The organism is Mucilaginibacter sp. A3364 (genome assembly GCF_059690715.1).
Genome location: NZ_JCAWED010000001.1, coordinates 266,020 through 289,081, shown reverse-complemented (window position 1 = coordinate 289,081; position 23,062 = coordinate 266,020). Strand labels below are relative to the sequence as shown.

The following is a 23,062-nucleotide window of genomic DNA, read 5'->3' as shown; positions in this document are numbered from 1 at the left end:
AGCAGACGGCGCAAGAGACCCTACTGCAAAAGCAATTTCAAATTAATACCAAAGTTTGTAAACGATGTATTGAATGCCTGCGATGTAAACGGCTTGGTAATATTGGTATCGTAAAACACCACCAGGTTAAAGCGTTGGCTGATGGAGTAATCGATAGACGGACGATAGGTGATATTTTTAGCGCCAGACGATACTTGCGCGGCTTTAACATCAGCTTGATATATCAACGTTTTATTGCTGCGTATAGAAAGATCGAGCTTAAAATTAATATCGTTTTTAAGCGTAGTATTGTTAAATAAGCCAAACGGCAAACGCAGATCGCGGGTTTTATAGCCCAGGCCAATTACAAAGGCGGTCTCGCTTTCCTGCGTAAGCTGGCTGTTAAGCAAACTCAGGTTAAGCAAACGGCGTTTACGGTATTGCAGATCGGTTGTTACATTATTTTTAAAGCGGATATTAGCGCCTATCAAAGGCAGAAATTGCTCGGTAACGGTTATTTGCGAAAACTGGAATTTTGGTAAGAAATCGTTATTCACATCACGCGAAGTTGCACCATATAAATTCTCGCGGAATTGCAGCAGGGTGGTGTAGCCATTTACAATATATGACGAGTTATAACGATGATCAATATCAATTGATTCAAATAGTTCGGCAAAGAACGGGATACGACTTAAACCGCTGTAGCGTACTTCCCAGTTTGGGATAGGTATGTTAGGGAATTGGCTTAAGCTTGCACCATTGGCATCTTTCCCTGTAAAGGCGGCTAAGAAGGCGGGTACCAATACGTTTTGTGAGCTAGGGCCATAACCATCAGCATAGCCCGCCGGCGTTAAGCCCAGGGAGTTTCGGTTGGTGCCCGCCAAACGTTTTGAAATGGTTTGCCTGTTATCCAAAAACTTTTGGAAAGGTGCCGAAGTATTATTAACGCCATCCTCGCTAACGAAAGCCGTGCCCAGGGCCAGGTATGATATGCTGTAATCTCCCGTTGTAACCGGGGCCAGATTTTCAAAGGAGTTGGTGGCATCTAAAAACTTAAAATTGGTTTGATAGGTGCGGTTTTGCGTTTTAAAACCACTTAATTGTATACGCAGATCTTTAAACGGCTCGATAGATGCCTTTAGCCTGATATCTTCGTTAAAAGTGGTTACGTAAAGCTGGTTTTGCAGCGAGTCGCGCGATATCCATCCGTTGGCCACCGCTTTATTACGGATGTCGGACTGGCTGCCTAGTAAAAAGGCAATGCCCGGTGCATCATAGGTAAGGTCCTCGCCAAACAGGTTTGATTGCGGCAGGTATCCCGGCAGGAAAGTACCCTCCGTACGTGTATAGGTACCACTAACATTACGTATGCTGGTTAGCACGCCAACCAACGCTTTTGAAAGGCCGCTGGCTTTGCTATCAGGTTTAGCGGCTTCGCGGATAAAGGCAAACTTGTTATAAAGGGTACTTAAATTAAATGCAGGGTTTACCTGTATAGTACGGGCGTTTTGAATACTGTTACCCACATTTAAACCCGGGTTGCCTATGGCAAATAACGGTGCCGACTGCCATACAAAGTGCGTAGTGTAGCTGATAGGCGCCGCTACCCAGTCCATACCCGGTAGTTTGGCAATAGGTGTTTCGTAAGCTACGGTAAAGGTGTGGTTGTAATTGGTGGTACGGCCCAGCTTCTTGATGTTCTCCCAAAGGGTGTCAATTTTTAAACCGGTAAGCCTGCCGTAAGGTTCGTCAACTACCGATAGGTTGGTAGCGTCCAGGTCCATTTTTAATGATTTGGTTAAATTCCAGCCTATGCCGTAGTTACGGATGATGTTAAAGTTTTTATTAAACGTGGTTGGTACTGTGATAGGGTTTTCAGGATCGTTATTACGCAGGGTGTTTTCTGAATAGAACCTGTCAAAATTGATATTAAAATTTAAGCGCGATGGTACCAGCCCAAAGTTAATGTCCCTAAAAATTGCCAGCAGGTTTGATTTGATGATCTTGGCAAAAGGCGATATATATGATGGTTTATTATCAATGTAATTGTAAGCGAACGAGGCATGGTAGGTACGCTCCAGGTTATTCTCCACCGTAAAATCACGATGCAGGTATTCGGTGTAAGCATAGCTTACGTTCATGTTCTCAATATCGTAAACATGGGTTTGCGCGGCGGGGTCAACCCTATCCTTACGCACATTGGTAAAGTTAAAGCTTTTGCGTTTGGTATAGTCTTCGGCTGCCATGCGGATGGAGTCGCGCTTCTGATCAGATTCGGCATTCTTTAAAGCATCCTTCAACAATATATCCGGCTGACCGGGATCATACTGCGGCGTGATAACCTGAGAAGACACGTTGATATAAGCAGGTATGCGGATAGCTGTTTTTGCCGGGAAAAACTTACCCAGGTCGGCACTGGCAGATATGTCATAAGCCTGGTTATCGCTCAGGGTACGCTCAGACAGTTTAGAATCCAGCCTGCCGAAACCCGCGGTACTTTTGCTACCGGCGATTGTAACATCGGCAAAATCCGCCAGTTTAAAATCCGCCCTCGCGGTAGCTGCCCAGCCGCCCTGGTTTTTAAAGTCGGTTAAGCGCAACTCATCAAACCATACAATACCCGATTTTGGCAGACCATCATCAGTAGGCGTGCTACCATTTGCTTTATAAGGGTTACGCACACCCAGCATAATGGTACGCAGGCGGCTCAGATCGGGCACGCCCATGATGGTAATTCTGTTACGTCCGCTGCTATAAGTAAACGGGCGGTTAAGCGGCCACGGTAAGCCCTGGAATTTAGCTTTGTTACGTGCTATTTTGGCATCGGTTAAAAGTGTCAGATCAATATCAAGCTCGTTAGTTTCCGGCCATATACTGCTTGGGTTGGTTGATCCCGGCGCGGTAACATCCAAAGGTATCTCGTACTCGTAATAGTTATTTTGATAATCGGCACCCAAACGTATAAAGGCACTCAGATCGCCATTGTTTAATGCCGAATTGGGTGTGGCCTCGGCGTGTATAAACATTTGCAGGTGCTTATACTGGCGCAGATCATTATAAAAAGTTTTAAAAGCGGCCCTGCCATAACCATCGCTCAAGCTGGTAACGTTTAACGATAACGACTGTTCATTTAACTGCGTACTAGTTTGCAGGTTATTATAATCGCGCTGGCGTTGTATGCCCGGTGGCACCACGTAAGGGATAGGAACCCGTTTACCGTTCTCCTCAATATTTACGGTTTGTACGGTGAATACCGAATTGTCAAGCGCCGGGTTAATGATAGCCGGATCGGCGATAACATTGGCCGGGTTATTTTCGGAGTTATAAGCACGCCAGTCGCCACGCACCAGTTCCATGCTGGCAAAACGCAGTACCGATGTATCGGCAAAATTGGTCATGAACATACGCATGTAGCGTATAGCCTTAAAATCCTGTATGCCACCTACCGCCTGCTGGTAAGCGGTAATAGGTATCCTGAACTGGTACCAGGTAGCAGATTGTGTAGTACCATTAGCCAATTTAACCTGCGATGTGACCTTGTCGTTCACGTAGTTCTGGCCTATCACCAAATCCTGCGGGCGCATAGATACTTTGTATTGAAAGTACTGGTCGTCCTGGCTCATGTTATTATCGCGGTCGATATCCTCGCCATCGGGCAATGAGGTTGATGCGGATGTTTGCAGGCCCAGTTCGGCTTGCGACTGCTCGGCGGTTTTAGAGTTGCTTTCGTTGCCGTTAAATTTGGCATAACGCTCCAAAATACCGGCGCCGGCCTGGTCATGATCAGGGCCGAGGTAATATTTATAGTCGTCGGATGATGGGTCGGCGGCAATCGCTGCGGCGGCTTGCGCGCTTACCTGCGCCTGTATTTGCTGTACGGCAGTGGCAAATTTGGCGCGCTCGTCGTTATTGTTCATACCATCCAAACCAACGTCTTGTAGCTGGCGCGATGAGGGGTTACTGTCGAAAGAGTTTACTACCGGCTGATTGCGCGGTACGCGACCCCAATTGGTTTCATCAACCGTGCTAAAATCGCCATTTACGGGGATGCCGTTTTCTAAACTTTTGCGGCCATCTTTCAGCACATCTTCAGATATACTACCTAAGTTGAAATACAGATCGCCACCGGCAGATGCTGGTTTATAAATAAAGGGATCAAGCACCCAAAACTCTATATACTGCACGTTAAGCGCCTGGAAATCGTTAGTGCTTATGCCCCGGTAAATACCGCCCCAACGCGAGCGCGGGTTTTGCAGGGAGCCGTCTGTATTAATGGCTGATGTACTATAGTTATAAGGTCCACGTACGGTTGGATAAAAAGCCAGATCTAAAGTCGACAACATCAAAGGCTGACCGGTTACCGATTGCTTGTACGGAAAAACTTCCGTTTGCAAAACCTGCCGGGTGTAGTGGTTTGATAACTGGGCGCGCGATAAGGATACCTGGCTTGAAGTGTAGAAAATCGGGTCGATGTTATAAAAAGCTAAACGCGCCCGGTTATAACCATAAGCCAGGTTGTTAAACAAGCTCGATTCGGGAAATAATTGCGGCGTGCCCGATAACTGCCAGGCGTTGGCACTCTTTACATCAATGATAGATTGACTGTTCTCAAAATCATCCAAATATGACGTTCCATTTTTTGAGCCCGCATAGTTTAGTATGCCCGGGTTGCCGGGAAGTAACTGCGCAAACTCACCACTAAAATTTACCGACGACGGCACCTTAGTTTGTATACCAGGCAGCTTATCTACCATACGTGTAAGCCAGCGCGAATCTGAGCTGTACTGCGCATCAACACCCCAAATGGTATTTGATATGGACTCCTGCCCTATGATCTCGTTCTGCGATATCGGCTGCTCGGTAAGGTGCATCACCGTACCGCCGAGGGATAGCTTAGGGCTAACCTTATAGTCAAACCGTGTACCGTACAGGGATTTTTGTTGAATACCAAACAGCTCATTACTCTCCAGGTTTACCGTGATGGGCTGGCCCGATGATAGTAAAGCGTTGTTGATGATATCTATCCGCCCCGCGTTATAATCAACAGTATAATCCGTACCCTCAACAAGCTTCGTAGCACCGGCGGATACTACTACCGAACCCTGCGGAATATTAATGGCATTTAACTGGTAGGAGCCACCGCCGCCTTTTGATGAATAGGTACCTAAAATACTATAGCGGTTTAACTGCGGAAAAAACTGTTGCGCTACGGTTTTGGTGGAGTCATACAGCTGCTGATAAACGTATCGCCGTATCAGGTCTGTTTCGCCGGGGTTGAAGCGCCGGGCCAGGTCCGAACCAAAGGGTTCCAACACCGGGAAAATGATCCGCCCGTTTTGCGAATCGATGGTTTTCCCTTCCCAAAAGTCGAAATAGCCATCGGGTTGCTTTTCGCCGCGCTGGTTCAAATTATCCAAATCGGTTAATTGCAGCCAGAGCTTTTCTTTGGTGTTTTGCCCTTCCTCCATCAAGGGTTTCTCGATGCTCGATTTATCGTCGAGCCTTGATATGCGCAGCTTAAAATTGTTCGAATCTATCTGGTAAGCGTTAAGCGAATAGACGTTTTTCATCATCAGCTTCCAGGTAGGCAGTTTGGTTTTAAGCAGGGTGTTTTTTAATAACTTAAGGTATAATACTTTCGGCTGCGCCGGATCAACAGCTATATCGCTCGAAAACTCACCCACCTGGTATTGCTGGCCATTGTAGGTATACTGGTATGCAACCGCCAATACCTCGTCGTTATTTAAAGGGTAGTTTAGTGATATATAACCCAATTGCGGGTTAAGCGTGAACTCGCGCGCGGTAAGTTTGCGGGCGTAGGTTAGCTTGGCATAGTTATCTGTCCCCCCGGTGCTTGCAAAATAACTTGCCACAGCATTTGCCGGGTCGTTGGTAAGCCTTGAACTGGCAGGCAAGCCCTGCAACAAAGAGTTTGATTGGCTGGTAAAACCCGGCCCCTGGAAACCCGCAGGCAAGCCCGAGTAACCTGCACCACCTTGTATTAAGGGGCTGTTGTAAGGCGCGTTTTCCCCAAGATCAAGGAAACCTAAAACGTCCCTTGAATCGGTAGTGGTATTGCTGCGGTTGGTTGTCCAAACCTCGATTTTAGTGATGTTGATATTTGAACTGATAACCGGCAAATTAGCCATCGCCTTGTTATAATTATTGCGGAAGAATTGCGACAGGAAATAGTGTTTATTGGCCTCATAATCCGATGCAGAGATCTGGATGTTCCCCCGCTGCGAACCATTGGTAATAGTAATAGCCTTTGACTGCGAACGCTGTTGCGAAAATATACTGGTTACGCCCAATTTGCCAAACTTTAACTTGGTGCGCAAACCAAACAAAGCCTGTGTACCGGTAATCAAAGTAGTGTTTAAGGGCATACTAACCGTACCGGCTTGTATTTCCTGTATGATCTCATCCGGGTGACCGGTATAGGCCAGTTTCACCTGGTTATCAAACTGAAACTGGGCGTCGGTATTATAGCTGGTAGCGATCTGTAATTTATCACCTATAGATCCCTGTACTTTAAGTTGTATTTGTTGATCGAAGTTGAAATTAAACTGCTTACGCTGACGGGTATTAAAAAGCGGGTTCTCGTTATTATTGATCTGCCCCGACATGATGGCCGATGCAAAACCCTGCGGCTTGATATCAATTACCGGGCTGCCAAAAATACGCTCAAAAGTACGGCTGCGTACTTTTATTTGAGGTATAAAACCCGGCTGCTGCGATTGATAGGCGTAGTTGTCGGTAAGCTTTCTGAAGTAGTCGCGTTTTTCCTCCTGCTGCTTCAGACGCAGGTATTCCTGGAAAGTTAAATAAACCGGTGGCCGGTATTGCAGGTTACCGATACGTTCATACAGTACATACTGGTTGGTGGCAGCATTGTACTCTATAGTACGTACTACTCCTGTAGGTGGTTCGTCAAAAATACCTTTACGTAAGGCGCTGTTCCTCGTATCGTTATAATTGTAAGGAATTTTTACTGTAGACGAATCTATCCTCGAAAAAGCGGGAACCTGTGCAAATGCTTTACCCCACCCGCAAAAAGCAGAAAGAAGTAGCAAACCAATAAAAACTTTATTAGTAAAATTCCCTGTCACAAGCCGCGTTAATAATATCAGTAATTATAAACTTTTTAAAGCAAACTTAATCAGTTGCTCAACAGTTAAAGTACCACCATTTTTAGCAATCTCCTGATCTACAACCTTTTCTGCCGCGTTGCGCGCGAAGCCCAGCATAACCAATGCTGCCAATGCTTCATCCTTGATAGAGGGTGCAGCGGCGGCTACCAGCCCCTGCGTTTCAAAGCTTTCTTTTCGTAGCTTATCCTGCAACTCCAGTATAACCCGCTGGGCCGATTTGGGACCTATGCCTTTTATACGTTGTATAACCGCTACGTTGCCGTTTACTATAGCAGTTTGTATTTCGATAGGGGTAATGGATGATAGCATCATGCGGGCGGTGTTGGGCCCAATGCCTGATATGGATATCAGGTGTAAAAACAAACGACGCTCGCTTTCATCGGCAAAGCCGTATAGGGTATGCGCATCTTCCTTAACGTGCAGCCAGGTGTGCAGCTTACAACGTTCGCCGTCGCGCAGTAATGAATAAGTATTTAGTGATATATTAATGTGATAACCTACACCACCGGCATCGATCACCACATAAGCGGGGCTCTTAAAAGCTAATTTACCATCAATATAAGCGTACATGTTTATTCAAATAGGTTATCGGTTAAATTATTAATGGTGGATGTTACGTTGCATTAACGTAGCGAAGATAAATATATTTCAACCCGTTTTAATCCAATATTAATAAAATGCAACAGGTGTTAAACAACAAAGGCGAAAGCATAAGCTACAACTTATACTTTCGCCTTTGCGTTGGTTTTACCGGATATTACTTTTTACCCCTAACCGGCGGTATATTAATGTCTCCTTTTTGCTGTGCATCAACCACAGCAATGGTTATCATGTTTACGATCTCGCGTACCGAACTATCAAGTTGCAACACATGCACCGGCTTTTTCAAGCCCAACAATATAGGGCCAACCGCTTCGGCACCGCCTATTTCCTGTAATAATTTGTAAGCAATGTTGCCCGACTCCAGGTTAGGGAATATCAGCGTATTGGCTGCTTTTCCTTTTAGGGTAGAAAAAGGAAAGTTATCAGCCAACAGGTCGGCATTCAAAGCGAAGTTGGCTTGCATATCGCCATCAACCACCATATCCGGATAGTTTTTGTGCAGCAGTTTAACGGCCTCCCGAGTACCTTCAGGCACGGGGCCCTCATTTGAGCCGAAGTTGGAGTAAGATAAGATAGCCACCCGCGGACTGATATTAAACTGTTTTACCGACTTTTCTATCAGCACCGTAATATCTACCAGTTCCTCCACCGTGGGGTTTACATTCACGGTCGTATCGCCAAAAAATACGGGGCCTTTTTTGGTTATCATTAAATACATTCCCGCTACGCGAGCCACACCGTCATCACAACCAATAATTTGCAGCGCAGGCTTCACTGTGGTCGCATAGTTTTTGCTCAGGCCGGATATCAGGGCATCGGCTTCGCCAAACTGTACCATGCATGAACCGTAGTAGTTCATGTCGGTCATCAGTTTACGTGCCTCAAACAGGGTTATACCGCGTCGCTGACGTTTGTTGAACAGGTATTGCGCGTACTTTTCGGTGTTCGCGGCGCCCAGGTGCGGGTCGATAATTTTTACATCATCAAGATCAAGCTCATGCTCTTTGATGATCTCCTTGATCTTTTCCTTATCGCCTAATAAAATTGGCCGGGCTATGCCTTCTTCTTTTACTATTTGGGCAGCACGTAATATTTTGTAGTTGTCTGCATCGGCCAAAACAACGCATTTCGGGTTGCTCTTGGCTTGGGTGGTAATGTTACGTAACAGTCTGTCATCCGGCCCCACACGCGAGCGAAGTTCTTCCGTATAGCCATCCCAATCGGTAATCACCTTACGCGCTACGCCCGAATCAATAGCCGCTTTTGCCACCGCTATAGACACCTCGGTGATCAGTCGCTGATCCATTGGTTTTGGGATGATATAATCTCTGCCGAATTTTAAATTTTTAGCATTATAGGCCAGGTTAACCGCTTCCGGAACGGGCTTCTTAGCCAGTTCGGCGATGGCTTTAACGGCGGCAATTTTCATTTCCTCGTTAATGGCGCTGGCTCTAACATCCAGCGCGCCACGGAATATGTATGGGAAGCCCAGTACGTTATTTACCTGGTTAGGGAAATCAGAACGGCCGGTGGCGATGATAATATCCTTACGTGCGCCAACAGCCAGGTCATAAGCTATCTCGGGCTCGGGGTTGGCCATGGCGAACACGATAGGGTTTTTAGCCATGCCTTTCAACATATCCGGGGTTACTACGTTACCTGCAGATAGGCCGATGAACACATCGGCACCTTTCATAGCATCGGTAAGGTTATTGATACCCTTGCGTGTAGTGGCAAATTGCAGGCGCATTTCGTCAAGGTCGGTACGATCAGGAGTTATCAAACCGTTGATGTCAAACATCACCAGGTTCTCTTTCTTAACGCCGAGCGACAGGTATATTTTTGAGCAGGAAACAGCCGCGGCACCCGCGCCGTTTACCACCATTTTTATTTTGTCGAGCTTTTTGCCTTGGATCTGGCAAGCGTTGATAAGCGCCGCGCCCGATATGATGGCCGTACCGTGTTGGTCGTCGTGCATTACCGGGATCTTCATTTCGGCTTTCAGCCTGCGCTCTATTTCAAAGCAGGTTGGTGCCGATATATCTTCCAGGTTTATACCACCAAAAGTTGGCTCTAAGGCCTTCACAATGTTTACAAATTCATCAACCGTCTTAGCATTTATCTCTAAATCGAATACATCTATATCAGCATAAATTTTAAACAGCAGGCCCTTACCTTCCATTACCGGCTTACTGGCTTCCGGGCCAATATTGCCCAGGCCCAAAACGGCGGTACCGTTACTTATTACGCCCACCAGGTTACCCTTGGCGGTATATTTATATACATCGTCAACATTTTCGGCAATGCGTAAACATGGCTCGGCCACCCCCGGCGAATACGCCATGGTTAAATCGCGCTGCGAGTTGGTGGGCTTGGTAGGGATTACCTGTATTTTACCCGGACGGCCTTTCGAATGGTAGTTTAAGGCGTCCTGTTTACGATTAGGTTTATTATCCATAATTTCAGTTAATGCCTCAAAGGTACGGCTTTTTTTTGCTGGGATGGAAATGTGTGTTAGCGTTAAGCTGAAAGCTTAAAACATTTTAGGACGAAGTTAAAAAACTTCGTCCAGTGGAGTTTTAAATAAACTATTCCTGTTCATTGAAAGATCCCCAATAGATACAGATGTAATAAATAAGGGATAAGATTGAGAATAAAAAAAGGGAAGAACTCTGATATAGTTCGATTTTTTATCAGCCAAAGCAGGATAGCATAATAAGCGATTGTAATAAGAAAAATAAACCCAACAGTGAAAAAGCCCAAACCTAAATTGGTGGCAAAATTCAAATAAAGTGGTACACCTATGCAGATCACAATCTCTGCATAGAGTATAATTCGCATTGCTTTTTCTATGTTCACTTTGTCAGCCATCGTTAGTAAAGCTACAAAAAAGCCCCGCTTTTGCGAGGCTTCTAAATACTGTTTATCCTTTACTTATCATCAGCGTCATTCCCGGTTGCAGGGCATCTTCTTTTAAGCCGTTAAGGCTGCGTATGCTATCCGCGGTAGCGCCTTCAAACTTTTGCACAATGCCGTTTATGGTATCGCCGGGTTGTACGCGGTACGTTATGTAACTGGTAGCAGGTTTTTTTGCTGTCGCGATAGCAATTTTATTGGCCTCGGCCGGTTTGGCTATCAGGGTGTACACGGCATTCACGTCGGCATCTTCGGTCAATTTTAAAGTAGCCCCCACGGTTGGCCTGGCGGTACGCATGCGGTTCCAGTTTTTCAGGTCAGCAATGTCAACGCCATAAGTTGACGCTATGCCAACCCAGGTATCACCTGCTTTTACCTTGTGTGTTACAGGCTCGGTAATAGGCAACGAAGCTATAGCGGTTTCAGACATCATAGATTCTACCACCGTTGGGCTAACCACAGGCTGAACAATAACAATAGGGCGCTGCATAGGCTGCTGCGCTATAATGGCATTGGGGTTATTCAAAGCCTCGTACAAAACAGCATTGTTTAAACCGCCATGGTTTGGTATTATAATACGGCGAGGCTTTTCTTTACTGCCGTTGATCATCTGGCGTTTGTATGATGGATTAAACAAAGTCAGATCTTTCAACTCCACACCTATCGCTTTAGCAATATTGCTTAGCGTTATATTTTTATCAACCATTACCGTATCGGTTTTGGTTGATAGTGCCCAGGGCTGCTCGTAAATATTATGCTTATCCGGGTAATTCATCACGTACGACATGGCAATGAACGCCGGTACATAACCACGGGTTTCAATAGGCAGATATTCACGTATGGCCCAGAAATCAATAGAGCCTGATTTTTCAATAGCGCGTTCTACATTGCTTTTACCACAGTTGTATGATGCAATGGCCACCAGCCAGTCGCCAAACTCCATGTAGGCATCTTTTAAATATGCGGCAGCAGCGTAGCATGACTGTATAGGATCTTTACGATCGTCAACATCGCCATTCATAGTTAACCCATAAATTTTGGCGGTAGGCGCCATAAACTGCCACGGACCGGTAGCGCCTACGCGCGACACAGCATGCGGATTTAATTTCGACTCCACTATAGACAGGTATTTGATCTCGGTTGGAATTCCCGCTTCGCGGAAGATCTTTTCGTAAATAGGGAAGTAATATTTCGACAGACCCAGCACCTGGCTCATCTCGTCTTTATGGCGGGTGTACAAGTCAATATAAGCCTGCACGAACGGGTTGTAATCTAACTGAATTTCTTTTCGGATAGCATCCAGCCTTAACTTGGTAAGGTTGTTTGCATACGGATCATAAGCCTGGGCGGGCTTAGCGGTAATAGCGGTGTCGGCAGGTAAACCGGCGCCAATTGCTTTAGTAAATTGTAGTGATAATAGGCAGATAGCGAAAGTTAATATTCTTCTCATTCGTTTCTGTTAAGGATAAAAGCCGCTTGCTTACAGCAGGCCACTTTTACTAATATATTAATTTATTTAAGCTCCAGGAAATACTTCGAAAAGTTTAACAGCTCCTGTTCGCCAAAATGTTTGGTTAATAATTGTAATCCTAACGGTAATCCTTTGCTGTTATTGCCTGCCGGCAGAGAAATTGCCGGTACGCCTGCCAATGATGCCTGCACCGTAAAAATATCTGCCATATAGCCTACAACCGGGTCTTTTTCTTCCTTACCCAACTCAAAAGCCGGCTCGGGCGCGGTTGGCACCAATATAAAATCGTACTCGTTTAATATACTGTCGGTTTTTTCGCGTATCAGTCGGCGCACTTTTTGGGCCTTGGCGTAGTAGGCGTCATAGTAACCCGCGCTTAGCACAAAGGTACCCAGCATTATGCGGCGTTTTACCTCTTTACCAAAACCTTCTGAACGTGATTTTTTATAAGTAGATGCCAGATCAACAGCCTGCGGACTACGATAACCATAATGCACACCATCATAACGGGCAAGGTTTGACGATGCTTCGGCAGTTACCAATATGTAGTAAGCCGGTACTATGTAATCCAGGTATTCAAACGCTATCGGGGTAACCGTATGGCCCTCGGCGCGTAATTTATCGATAGTTTTTGTTAATGTGGCTTTCACCTCGTCATCTACCGCGGGGCTTGATAAAGCTTCCTGCAAGTAGGCAATTTTTTTCTTCCCGGCTGATGATTGTAGATCTTCCGAATAAGCCGGCACCGGCTTTTGCGCTACGGTACTGTCATACTCATCGGCACCCGCCATAACTTCTAACAACAAAGCAGCATCTTCAACCGAACGGGTAACAGGACCGGCCTGGTCAAACGACGAAGCGTAAGCAATCAATCCGTGGCGCGATATGCGGCCATAAGTAGGTTTTAAACCAATTAAACCGGTAAATGATGCGGGCTGACGTACTGAACCACCTGTATCGGTACCTATAGCGGCATGGCACATATTAGCCTGCACCGCCACTGCCGAACCGCCTGATGAGCCACCTGCAACCCTGCTATTATCAGCATAGTTCTTTACAGGGCCAAAGTATGATGACTCGTTGGTAGCACCCATGGCAAATTCATCACAATTGCAGCGGCCTATAATGATGGCATCTTCTGCCAATAAGCGCTCAACTACGGTTGAAGAATATATAGACCGGAAACCTTTAAGAATTTTTGATGAGGCGGTTACCTCATGATCTTTGTAGCAAATATTATCTTTAATACCAACAACCATACCCGCCAGTTTACCGGCTGTACCTTGCTGTATCTTCTCATCTATCTGTTTAGCACACTGCAATGCCTCTTGCTCAAAAACCTCGTTAAAAGCATTTAAATGGGCATTTATTTTTATTTGACTTAGATAGTTCTGTACCAGTTTTTCAACGGTGGTTTCACCGTTTTGTAACCCACTCTTTATATCGCTTAAAGAGGAATAAAATTTAGTCATGGGCTAAAAATAAAAAACTTATCTGTTTCAAACTATAAATAATTTAAACAGATAAGTATTTATGTAAAGTAACGCAACCGTAAACAGGTACTAAAGCTTACGCTTTTGACTTGTCGTCGGCAGTTGCATTTTCGGCTTCGTTTCCGTTTGAAGCGTCTTTAAATTCTTTAACGCCTTTACCTAAACCTTTCATCAGTTCAGGAATTTTTTTACCGCCAAATAAAAGTAGTACTACTAAAGCGATGATTATTATTTCTGGAGCACCTAATCCCATGATTTCTATATTTTATAATGGTTTGTATTATTACGTTGTTTTTGTGTTATGTGTTTCAGAAGATACGTTACTGTCATCTTCCTGGTTTTTAAAATCGGCATCATATTGTTCCTGCGCGGTGCGCGGGTTTGAATTATGATACTCATCGGGGTTATAACCGTCGTGGTACTGGTATTCTTCCGGCTGGTCATTAGCTACATAACTATCGCTAATGGCCATTGTGTTGGGCACATTGGTTGGCTGGCCAACTTGCGGCTCAATTTCTTCTTCATCCGCCGAATGCTCGGGAAGCAAAGCAGCCTCCTGGGCTTTCTTGCTTTCTTCGTCTTCGCGTTTTTTGCTCTCGAAGTTGTCTATCTGGTTATTGATCTCACGCTTAACACCTTCTGATGCATCTTTAAAATCACGTATACCTTTACCTAGTCCTCGTGCCAAACCCGGTAGCTTATCGCCACCAAATAGTAGCAGGGCAACAAACATGATCAGGGCCAACTCACCACCACCAATATCTAAAAACAAAAATACCGAACTCAACATCCCTTTTTTATTTAAGGTTACAAATATAAGCAATTAATCTATTATAGTTTATGTAACGTTTTACCTGTCAGCTAACCACGAACCGGGATTAACTGCAGCCGTTCCTTTATACAACTCAAAGTGCACTTCGGTATCGCCGGTTGATGAATCTGTTGCAACCACACCTATTACCTGTTTGGTGCTAACCTTCTGGCCTTTTGAAACACTAGCCGAACGTAAATTACCATACACCGTAAAATACTCGCCATGCTTAATTATTACTATAAAAGTACCTAACACGTCTTGCACGCCGCTTACTTCACCTTCAAAAACGCTTCGTACCGGCGCACCAGCGTTAGTGGCAATATCATAGCCGTTATTTTGCGTGGTTATACCTTCTATACTGTAATTGCCAAAACCATGTGATATACGTCCGTTAGCCACGGGCCACGGCAGGCTACCTTTGCTACCCAAAAAGTCGCTTGATAAACGGGCGGCTTCCGGTGTACTGTTAAATAGCTCACTATTGCTTTTTTTGGCAACAGGTTTACCGGCTGTGGGGGCAGGCTTGTTCTCCGCTTTCGCTCTTGCTGCTGCCGCGCGCTCAGCTTCCTCTTGTTTACGTCGCGCTTCGGCTATCTCCCTGCGAATGGCTGCATCAATGGCGCGTTTCATGGCGGCCAGTTTCTTCTGCACTTCGCGTTGCTGCGCTTTTAAAGCCCCTTCCTGTTTTGACAGGCCTGCAACTACTTTTTGTTGATTGTTTTTCTCTTTACCCAGCGTAGCTTTCTCCTTCTCCTGGTCTAATAGTAACGAGTGTTTCTCTTCTTTGGTTTTATCCAGCTGAACTATTTTGACATGCAGATCCTTTTGCTTACCCTCGATATAGCCTGCCTGGCGTTGCCGATAGGTAGCAAACTGCTGTAAATATTTTAAACGCTTGTAGGCCTGGTTAAAATCTTTTGATGCGAAAATGAACATCAATTTATTATAAGCGCTTTTGTTGCGGTAGGCAAAAAGCACCATACCAGCATATTCTTTTCTAAGCTGATCAAGTTGTCCTTGCAGATTGTGAACGGTATGGGTATTCTCGGATATCTGGCTATCCAAGGCACGCACTTCCGAGTTGATGACGTTGATCTTTTCTTCACGAACGGCTATCTGGCGCTTTAGTAAATTAACTTGCTTAAGGGTAGCCTTTTTATCGCTCAGCGTACGCTGAAACTCGCGGTTAAGCTCTTCCAGTTCATCGTTCAGCTTTTCGCGCTGACGCTTTAACTCGGCACTGCTTTGGGCATGCACTTTAAGTGTTACCGCCACGCATATCAACAAGAATAATAGTGCTTTTAAAAATTTCATCCGCCCAAAAATATCAATTTTAATTTGCTGGCGAATAACTTTCGGGAATATTGAAAGGATAATCCTGCTGAACGTCCAGATCAATCTTGGTGTAATGCAGGTTTGCATTAACTTTTTTCCCTCCGCTGGTTGATGAAAGCACAATGCGCGATGGCACTACACGGCCCGAAACCTGCACAAATTCGCCATTATTAACCTCCAGGCCCTGGCTTTGCGTTTGGCTTGACATGTTGAGGTTAGCCACCTTCATATCCGGGCCCAGCAACATTTTAAATACCAAATCGGCAACATTGCCCATAATGGCCGTTTGATCGTTAACCGGCGTTATAACGGCATCTTCTCTTAATAACTCAGGTATGGTATTGCCAACCAATATGGATTCTACCGTTTTATAATTTACCTGCTTACTGGCATACTGATGCACGTAGCTGAATGGCTTTTTTATGTACACGCCTTGCAGTTTATTAATGATCTTGATGCTATCGGGCGTAATTAACGCGCGGGCAACTTCTACAGTAATTAAAACCTGGGCGGTTATTGATACCCATATCTTTTTGTCCCTGTCTATACGCACATTAAGGGTAACGGTTTTATTATCATTATTAAAACCCAGTTCGGTTTCGGCTTTGCCGCTAAAGGTGTTAAAATTTAGCTGGCGCGATTTGATCTCCGCAATTTTAGCGGCTTTAGTATCCCCGGTAGATGCAGTAGCCGTCGTAGTTGATGCAACGGGGGCCGATACCATTTTCTTGCGTGCGGCGCAACTCGTCAAAACCACCAAGCAACACGCTATACCTATTATTTTATTCAATGTATTTCTTCTCATTAATCTTACGTTCTAAAGTTGGCGACTTGGCCCCGTACTCTTTGGCTTTCTGCCAGTTTTTTACGGCGGCATCTACATCACCAACATAAAACATTATATCGCCATAATGTTCTGTCTGCACAGCACTTTTATCTTTATTGTGCTGCATGGCTTTTTCAATCCACACTTTGGCTTCGGTATATTTTTTTTGTTTGAAAAGGATCCACGCATAAGTATCTTCAAACGATGGCACATCAGGCTTTATTTCATTGGCATGTTTAGCCATTTGAGCGGCCTTCTCTAATTGCTCGCCACGTACCGACAGGTAATAGGCATAATTATTTAACGCGTAACTGTTGCCGGGATTGTAGGTAACTGATTTATCATAGGCCGCATCCGAGTTTTTATCATCCTTTAACTCATGGTAACAATCGCCTAAAGCCGCATAAGCTTGTGATAGTAAATCTTTATCCTCGGCCTCTAACGCTACCGCTGTTTTAAAGTAGCTAAGCGCTTTGTTTACGTCTTTCTTCTGTTGCCAGGCAACGCCTACAAAATAATTCATCCAAGCCTGGTTAGGAAAAAACGCCAGGGCATCTTCGCCATCTTTTATAACAGCGTCAAGATCATTCTCGCTCAGATCAATACGCACCAGTTGCTCCCGCGCCTCGTACGATTGGCCATTTAAAGCGATAGATTTTTGAAAGTTAACCTTAGCTTCTTTTAAATTATCGTTCTGGATAAGCATATCGCCATACAGCGCAAAAGCACGGGCATCTGTAGGATGGCTGGTAGTAAGTAATTTACTCAAGGCCAATGCACTCGCTTTAGCCGCCGGATCAGGAAATTTGGGGATATACCCCAGTATGATCCTTATTTTCTGCTCAATGCTCAGATCGGCCACGCCAAACGCCGATTCCAGCTCGTTGTAGCTTGAGTTTACATTCTTTTTATCACGATAAAGGTCGGCCAGTGCCAAATGTACCATGCCGTTGTTGGGGTCGACTTTCTTGGCCCGCTCGAGCACATTTAAAGCTTTATCCTCCTGCTTCGCCGAGTTATAAAGTTCGGACAATAGCAGGTAGTATTTTACTTCGGTAGGGTTGTTTGTTATTAATTGCTCTAACCCATCAGCAGCTTTTTCAACCTTACCTTGCGCCAGGTAAACTTTTTGGCGTTGCAGCATAAGGTCATCACTAGGGCCGGCAACTTTTTCTATCTGGTCAAAAACAGCCAGGGCTTCTTCATTCTTTTTTTGGAGGAAAAGCGCGTTGGCTTTATCGAAATAAAAATCGGTACGCTCGGGTTGCAAGCGTATCAGCTCATTAAAAACGCCTTCCAGTTTGGCAAAGTCATTATTACGTTCGTAAATATCGGCCAGGCCAAGCCAGTACCAGGTATTATCGGGTTTTATAGATACAGCTTTTTGTAATAAAGGCAGCGCCTCGGCATATTTATTTTGTTTTTTGCGGATGCCGGCCAGCTCGTACAATGAAGCATCATTTGATGGGTCTATCTGCAACACCTGGTCAAACAGCTCAGCGGCTTTGGCGCCGTCGTCAACAGTTTTCTCGCTTAGTGCCGAAAAAAAAAGGCGCATCATTTTGGCGCTGTCAACCCCTGCTTTTTGCGGCATTTGCGCGTAAGCACCCGGCATTGCAACTATACAAAACCCCAATACCAGCAATAGCTTTACCTTTCGGCTAATATAAATTGATACGTTACCAGGGTTCATTATCATGGCTATTTTATTCAAAAATTATTTGCCGGTGTGGCCAAAACCACCTTCACCGCGCGATGTCTCGGCAAGTATTTCAACCTGCTCCCAATCTACCCGTTCGTGTTTAGCTATTACCATTTGGGCTATACGGTCGCCTGGATTTATCTCAAATACGGTATCCGAAAAATTGATCAGCAACACACCTATCTCGCCACGATAATCGGCATCGATGGTACCCGGCGAATTAACAATACCTATACCATGCTTAAAAGCCAATCCGCTACGCGGGCGAATTTGCGCTTCGTAACCCTCTGGCAATTCAATAAACAACCCGGTTTTGACCAGCTTGCGCTCCATTGGTTTAAGCTGCACGATAGTTTCTACATCAGCACGCAGATCCATACCGGCGGCGTGCAAAGTTTCGTACCCGGGTAAGTTGTTTTTTGATTTGTTGATTATGCGGATGATCATTGTTTAATAAATATAGCCTTTAAATTTTTCCACTCAAAATACAATGCTGTTAAGCCAAACAATATCACCAAAACGTTACCAATGTATATATTTCGGTTAAACACGTAGAACGATAAGTAAACGAGCAAAGCTGATGAAATGATATAAGCCAGGTTCTTTTTTACATTGTATGGGATAGGATAGTTTTTTTGCCCCCACAGATAGGATAAAATCATCATAACCCCGTAAGCCGCTAATGATGCCCAGGCCGATGCCATGTAGCTGTATTTGGGAATAAATAGTACGTTTAGCGCTATGGTTACCACAGCGCCGATGCCCGATATGTATAAGCCATATTTGGTTTGATCGGACAGTTTATACCATACCGATAGATTCATGTAAATACCCAAACTCACATAACCAAACAGTAACAACGGTACTACATCAAGCCCGCTCCAATACGGGTTATGCACCACCTGATGGTTAATTACACTTGTTTCGGCGCCAACTATAACGTAGGCCAGCAGGTTAATATTTGCCACTACGGCAACAGTTATTACGGTTACCGTTATCACAAAATAATTCATGATACGGGCATAGGTTTCGCCGGCGTTTTTGTTTTTAGCGTGGCTGAAAAAGAAGGGCTCGGCACCTAAGCGGAAGGCATTAACAAATATGCTGAGGAAGATGGCAATTTTAGCGCAGGTGCCGTATATCCCCGTTTCATGGTCGTTAATGCCAACGGGCAACATCTGCTTCAGCAGCGTTTTATCTATCGACTCATTAATGATGAACGATATGTTGGCTACCAGCACCGGCCAGCTGTAGGTAAACATCTCCTTCAGCATACCCTTGTCCAGCTTTAATCTTAACTGAAATATCTCGGGTAACAGCAAAAATATAGTAAACACACTGGCGGCGGCATTGGCTAAAAACACATAGCCAACCCAATTCGGTCTGTACCAGCTCGCCATCCACTCGGCCCCCGGCAAGTTGTGTGCTATAAAGTACGGTACGCCAAACAAAAAAAACAGGTTAAACAGCACCACAAACACAATGTTGCTGCACTTAACAAAGGCATATTTTATCGGCCTTCCATCTGCCCTGATCTTGGCGAACGGGATCACACAAAAAGCATCGGCCACTAATATTACCAGGAAGTTTTTTACGTAGAAAACATAGTCGGCATGTTCGGCAACGGCGCCTGCCTGCAGGTAGTTAACAACATCATCCAGAAACAGCAGGCAGAATACCAAAAATATCAGCGCCGCTATAATAACCACCATAAACGAGTTATTGTAAACCTGCCGTTTATTATCCTCGCGTTTTTGCAGGTAACGGAAGTAGGTGGTTTCCATACCGAAGGCCAAAATGGCGTTCACGATAGAAGCATTGCCATACATGGCCGTGAAAATGCCATTACCCCCTACCGGCAAAGCCCGCGCGTAAATGGGGGTAAGTACAAAAAATATCATGCGCGATATAATGGTACTTAAACCATATATAGCGGTTTGTCCGGCAAATTTCCTGGCTGTTGACAATAGATGTTGGTAATTTTAAATTAGGAGGATTACCTAAACAATCCCCTTTTTACAACCTCAAAATTACGATAGTTTTTCAATTCGCCCTCATTACTTTCAACCGAGGTAACTTCGGCGTCTTCCGGGCCTTCTTTGCACCAGTCTAAAAACATATCCAGCAAAGTGGCTTCGCCTTCGGCAGATATGATCACATCACCATTGGGTTCATTGGCTACGGTGCCGCGTATACCTAACTGGTCGGCCACGGCTTTGGTTGAGGCCCTGTAGAATACGCCTTGTACTTTTCCTTTTACAATGATATCGAGATGTTTCATTTGAGTTGAAGGTTGTAAAGTTACAAAGTTAAAATGTTGCTTGAATTTGGCCACTAACTTTCAAACATTACAACCTTAAAACATTACAACAAACCTAAATCAACCTCGTAACCGTGGTCTCGTCAGTTATTTTCAGATTATCCAAACCACTCAACAATATCAAACCCGGGGTTTTACCGGCTTCGATAGTGCCTTTCTCTTTATCGATACCTAAAAAATGAGCGCCGTTTTGGGTTGCCCATTTCACCAGGGTAGCGGTATTGATGTTGGTGAACTTTTGTTGTATAGTGCGCATCTCGCTCAAAATGCACAGTTTGCTATTTGACGCCAGGCTATCGGTACCCAGGGTAATATTAAATCCTTGATCAAGGAAAAGATCAATTTTAGGCAGTATGCCTTCAATATACAGGTTTGCGTTAGGGCAAAAGCACCAGTTTATGCGGCGGTCAAAACGTTTGATGAAGTAAATATCTTTTAAGTTGGTGCAGGTGTTGTGCACCATCAAAATATCCTGCCTGCTGGTTAGCAATGGGATAATGGATTGCAGCGAATTACGGGCCTGTGGCTTAAAATAGCTTATATCCATACCAAAATGGGCATACAGCTCATTAAAGCTGCCCAGTTTGTAACGATAAAATTTGTTCTCGTCCTCGCACTCCTGGTTATGTATGCTGATGAGGTTTTTACCGGAGTCGCTATATTTTTTTAACAGCTTAAACAGCTCTTTTGAAACCGAGTATGGCGCGTGCGGGGTTATTGAACACGATTGCGGTTTAAATTCGGCCATTAAAGCCTGTGCGTTTTTAAAAACATCGTCGGCCCTATCCGGCGCAAAGCCAAATACTTCTACAAAGGTGTGGTAGTATAGCTTGCTTTTTGCTTTTAGGTTAACTGTGATATTACTGTTTGAAATATCGCCTACGGCAACGATACCGTTATTGTACATGGTTTGGTCGGCTTCCAAGGCGGCTGCCTCCACATCGCCAATTTCAGCATTGCGATATTGCTGTACACCTTTAATAAAATTAACCAACCCGGTTTTGGTGGGTAATTTATCTTTTAAGTGCGATAGCTCAACGTGGCAGTGTGTATTCACAAAACCGGGGCATATAGCGCCCTTTATTTGTTCAACAGGCTGGTCAGAAAATTCGGGGGGGATGTGGTCGCTTACCGAGATAACCGTACCGGCATCATCAGTAATTACAACTCCATTTTTAATTGGATCGGCACAAACAGGAAAAACGTAATCGGCTATAAAAATTTTCATTCAAATGTAAATTGTATTCGTCCCAACTCGCGTGCAAACCAATAATAAAGTTAAAAACAATAATTATAAGTTAATGTTTTTAAATCTTCTGTTTTACAAAATATACATTTCGTACTTTTGCACCGTGATAAGCGTAAAAGAAAAGATCGACATTCGTAGCCTTAGTCTGGAAGACCTGCAGCAACATTTCATTCAGATGGATGAAAAAAGCTTCAGGGCAAAACAGATATATGAATGGCTTTGGAAAAAGTCGTGCACTTCTTTTAGCGAGATGAGCAACATTTCAAAAGAACTTCGCGCTAAGCTTGACGAAAATTTTATCATCAATGATGTAAAAATTAACAACTCACAGTTTAGCGCTGATAAAACTATAAAAAATTCTTTCATTTTACACGATAAGCATTTAATTGAGGGCGTTTTAATTCCGACTACCGACCGTATGACGGCCTGTGTGTCATCGCAGGTTGGTTGCAGCCTTACTTGTAAATTTTGTGCTACAGGATATATGGAGCGCAAACGCAACCTTAATCCCGACGAAATTTACGACCAGGTGGTACTGATAGATAAGCAGGCGCGTGAAAACTATGGTCAGCCGTTAAGTAATATTGTTTACATGGGCATGGGCGAACCATTGCTGAATTACAAAAACGTGCTTGAGTCGATAGATAAGATCACTTCAGAAGAAGGCTTAAACATGGCGGCAAAACGCATCACGGTATCAACCGCGGGCATTGCCAAAATGATAAAAAAACTGGGCGATGATAATGTAAAGTTTAACCTGGCCCTATCGTTGCACGCCGCTAACGATAAAAAGCGAGACACCATTATGCCTATCAACGAGCAAAACTCGTTAAAAGCCCTGGCCGAAGCGCTGAAATACTATTATGCCAAAACCAAAAACCCGGTAACTTACGAGTATATTATATTTGACGGGTTTAATGATAATATTGAAGATGCCGCCGAACTGGCCCGTTTTTGCAAACACCTGCCCTGCAAAGTAAATATTATTGAATACAACCCCATTGCCTTTGCCGACTATCTGAATGCCGGCGAAGACAAAGTTGAAGCCTTTGCCGAACACCTGCGCAAAAACGGCGTAAACACCCACGTACGCCGCAGCCGCGGTAAAGATATTGACGCAGCCTGCGGCCAATTGGCTATTAAGGATGGGCAGTAATCCTATGTACAGACGCAATACTTTGCGTCTCGATCTCGTGTTTATAC

15 protein-coding genes are annotated in these 23,062 nt (G+C 44.6%); 1 reads left to right on the top strand and 14 read right to left on the bottom strand.

What is annotated here, in order from left to right; all coding sequences use genetic code 11:
• Positions 1–20: 20 nt before the first annotated feature.
• The 14 genes from sov to AC59JT_RS01100 all read right to left on the bottom strand — a co-directional run bounded on the left by sov (position 21) and on the right by AC59JT_RS01100 (position 21,838).
• Positions 21–7,088 (bottom strand): T9SS outer membrane translocon Sov/SprA, encoded by a 7,068-nt coding sequence (gene sov / locus AC59JT_RS01165; RefSeq protein ID WP_497395287.1) that lies wholly within the window; start codon positions 7,086–7,088, stop codon positions 21–23.
• Positions 7,089–7,112: 24 nt separating this feature from the next.
• Positions 7,113–7,700, bottom strand: coding sequence for a Holliday junction branch migration protein RuvA (gene ruvA, locus AC59JT_RS01160; RefSeq protein ID WP_497395285.1), 588 nt, complete (start codon positions 7,698–7,700; stop codon positions 7,113–7,115).
• Between the two features lie 187 nt (positions 7,701–7,887).
• Entirely contained in the window at positions 7,888–10,191 is a 2,304-nt protein-coding gene (locus AC59JT_RS01155) for an NADP-dependent malic enzyme (RefSeq protein ID WP_497395283.1), read from the bottom strand.
• 465 nt (positions 10,192–10,656) lie between these two features.
• Positions 10,657–12,099, bottom strand: a complete 1,443-nt coding sequence (locus tag AC59JT_RS01150) for a lytic transglycosylase domain-containing protein (protein ID WP_497395281.1) — start codon at positions 12,097–12,099, stop codon at positions 10,657–10,659.
• A 62-nt stretch (positions 12,100–12,161) separates the two neighbouring features.
• Positions 12,162–13,592, bottom strand: coding sequence for an Asp-tRNA(Asn)/Glu-tRNA(Gln) amidotransferase subunit GatA (gatA, locus tag AC59JT_RS01145; RefSeq protein WP_497395279.1), 1,431 nt, complete (start codon positions 13,590–13,592; stop codon positions 12,162–12,164).
• 97 nt (positions 13,593–13,689) lie between these two features.
• On the bottom strand, positions 13,690–13,866 hold the full coding sequence (locus AC59JT_RS01140; protein ID WP_497395277.1) for a Sec-independent protein translocase subunit TatA/TatB: 177 nt from the start codon (positions 13,864–13,866) through the stop codon (positions 13,690–13,692).
• Between the two features lie 30 nt (positions 13,867–13,896).
• Positions 13,897–14,436 (bottom strand): Sec-independent protein translocase subunit TatA/TatB, encoded by a 540-nt coding sequence (locus tag AC59JT_RS01135; RefSeq protein WP_497395275.1) that lies wholly within the window; start codon positions 14,434–14,436, stop codon positions 13,897–13,899.
• A 27-nt stretch (positions 14,437–14,463) separates the two neighbouring features.
• Positions 14,464–15,741 carry a murein hydrolase activator EnvC family protein gene (locus AC59JT_RS01130; protein ID WP_497395273.1) on the bottom strand — a complete coding sequence of 426 codons (1,278 nt, stop codon included), beginning with the start codon at positions 15,739–15,741 and terminating at the stop codon, positions 14,464–14,466.
• A gap of 19 nt (positions 15,742–15,760) precedes the next feature.
• Entirely contained in the window at positions 15,761–16,567 is an 807-nt protein-coding gene (gene lolB1, locus AC59JT_RS01125; RefSeq protein WP_497395271.1) for a lipoprotein insertase outer membrane protein LolB1, read from the bottom strand.
• Positions 16,545–18,287 (bottom strand): tetratricopeptide repeat protein, encoded by a 1,743-nt coding sequence (locus tag AC59JT_RS01120; RefSeq protein WP_497395269.1) that lies wholly within the window; start codon positions 18,285–18,287, stop codon positions 16,545–16,547. Before AC59JT_RS01120 ends, lolB1 begins: the two co-directional genes overlap by 23 nt.
• An 18-nt stretch (positions 18,288–18,305) precedes the next feature.
• The gene (gene dut / locus AC59JT_RS01115) at positions 18,306–18,737 is read right to left on the bottom strand and encodes a dUTP diphosphatase (protein WP_497395267.1); all 432 of its coding nucleotides are present in this window, start codon (positions 18,735–18,737) and stop codon (positions 18,306–18,308) included.
• Positions 18,734–20,257, bottom strand: a complete 1,524-nt coding sequence (locus tag AC59JT_RS01110; RefSeq protein WP_497395265.1) for an oligosaccharide flippase family protein — start codon at positions 20,255–20,257, stop codon at positions 18,734–18,736. The genes dut and AC59JT_RS01110 overlap by 4 nt, the downstream gene beginning before the upstream one ends.
• 29 nt (positions 20,258–20,286) lie before the next feature.
• Entirely contained in the window at positions 20,287–20,571 is a 285-nt protein-coding gene (locus AC59JT_RS01105) for an acylphosphatase (RefSeq protein WP_497395263.1), read from the bottom strand.
• A gap of 94 nt (positions 20,572–20,665) precedes the next feature.
• Positions 20,666–21,838 (bottom strand): amidohydrolase family protein, encoded by a 1,173-nt coding sequence (locus AC59JT_RS01100; protein ID WP_497395261.1) that lies wholly within the window; start codon positions 21,836–21,838, stop codon positions 20,666–20,668.
• A 73-nt stretch (positions 21,839–21,911) separates the two neighbouring features.
• On the opposite strand from AC59JT_RS01100, the gene rlmN reads away from it, so the two are divergent.
• The gene (rlmN, locus tag AC59JT_RS01095; protein WP_497395260.1) at positions 21,912–23,015 is read left to right on the top strand and encodes a dual-specificity RNA methyltransferase RlmN; all 1,104 of its coding nucleotides are present in this window, start codon (positions 21,912–21,914) and stop codon (positions 23,013–23,015) included.
• Positions 23,016–23,062: the final 47 nt, after the last annotated feature.

Excerpts from the sequence above, each read along its gene's own strand:
- AC59JT_RS01150 (WP_497395281.1), bottom strand. The coding sequence starts at position 12,099 with ATGAGAAGAATATTAACTTTCGCTATCTGCCTATTATCACTACAATTT.
- AC59JT_RS01140 (WP_497395277.1), bottom strand. The coding sequence starts at position 13,866 with ATGGGATTAGGTGCTCCAGAAATAATAATCATCGCTTTAGTAGTACTA.
- dut (WP_497395267.1), bottom strand. The coding sequence starts at position 18,737 with ATGATCATCCGCATAATCAACAAATCAAAAAACAACTTACCCGGGTAC.
- AC59JT_RS01130 (WP_497395273.1), bottom strand. The coding sequence starts at position 15,741 with ATGAAATTTTTAAAAGCACTATTATTCTTGTTGATATGCGTGGCGGTA.
- AC59JT_RS01120 (WP_497395269.1), bottom strand. The coding sequence starts at position 18,287 with ATGATAATGAACCCTGGTAACGTATCAATTTATATTAGCCGAAAGGTA.
- AC59JT_RS01155 (WP_497395283.1), bottom strand. The coding sequence starts at position 10,191 with ATGGATAATAAACCTAATCGTAAACAGGACGCCTTAAACTACCATTCG.
- AC59JT_RS01105 (WP_497395263.1), bottom strand. The coding sequence starts at position 20,571 with ATGAAACATCTCGATATCATTGTAAAAGGAAAAGTACAAGGCGTATTC.
- AC59JT_RS01100 (WP_497395261.1), bottom strand. The coding sequence starts at position 21,838 with ATGAAAATTTTTATAGCCGATTACGTTTTTCCTGTTTGTGCCGATCCA.
- gatA (WP_497395279.1), bottom strand. The coding sequence starts at position 13,592 with ATGACTAAATTTTATTCCTCTTTAAGCGATATAAAGAGTGGGTTACAA.
- rlmN (WP_497395260.1), top strand. The coding sequence starts at position 21,912 with ATGTTTTTAAATCTTCTGTTTTACAAAATATACATTTCGTACTTTTGC.
- ruvA (WP_497395285.1), bottom strand. The coding sequence starts at position 7,700 with ATGTACGCTTATATTGATGGTAAATTAGCTTTTAAGAGCCCCGCTTAT.
- lolB1 (WP_497395271.1), bottom strand. The coding sequence starts at position 16,567 with ATGAGAAGAAATACATTGAATAAAATAATAGGTATAGCGTGTTGCTTG.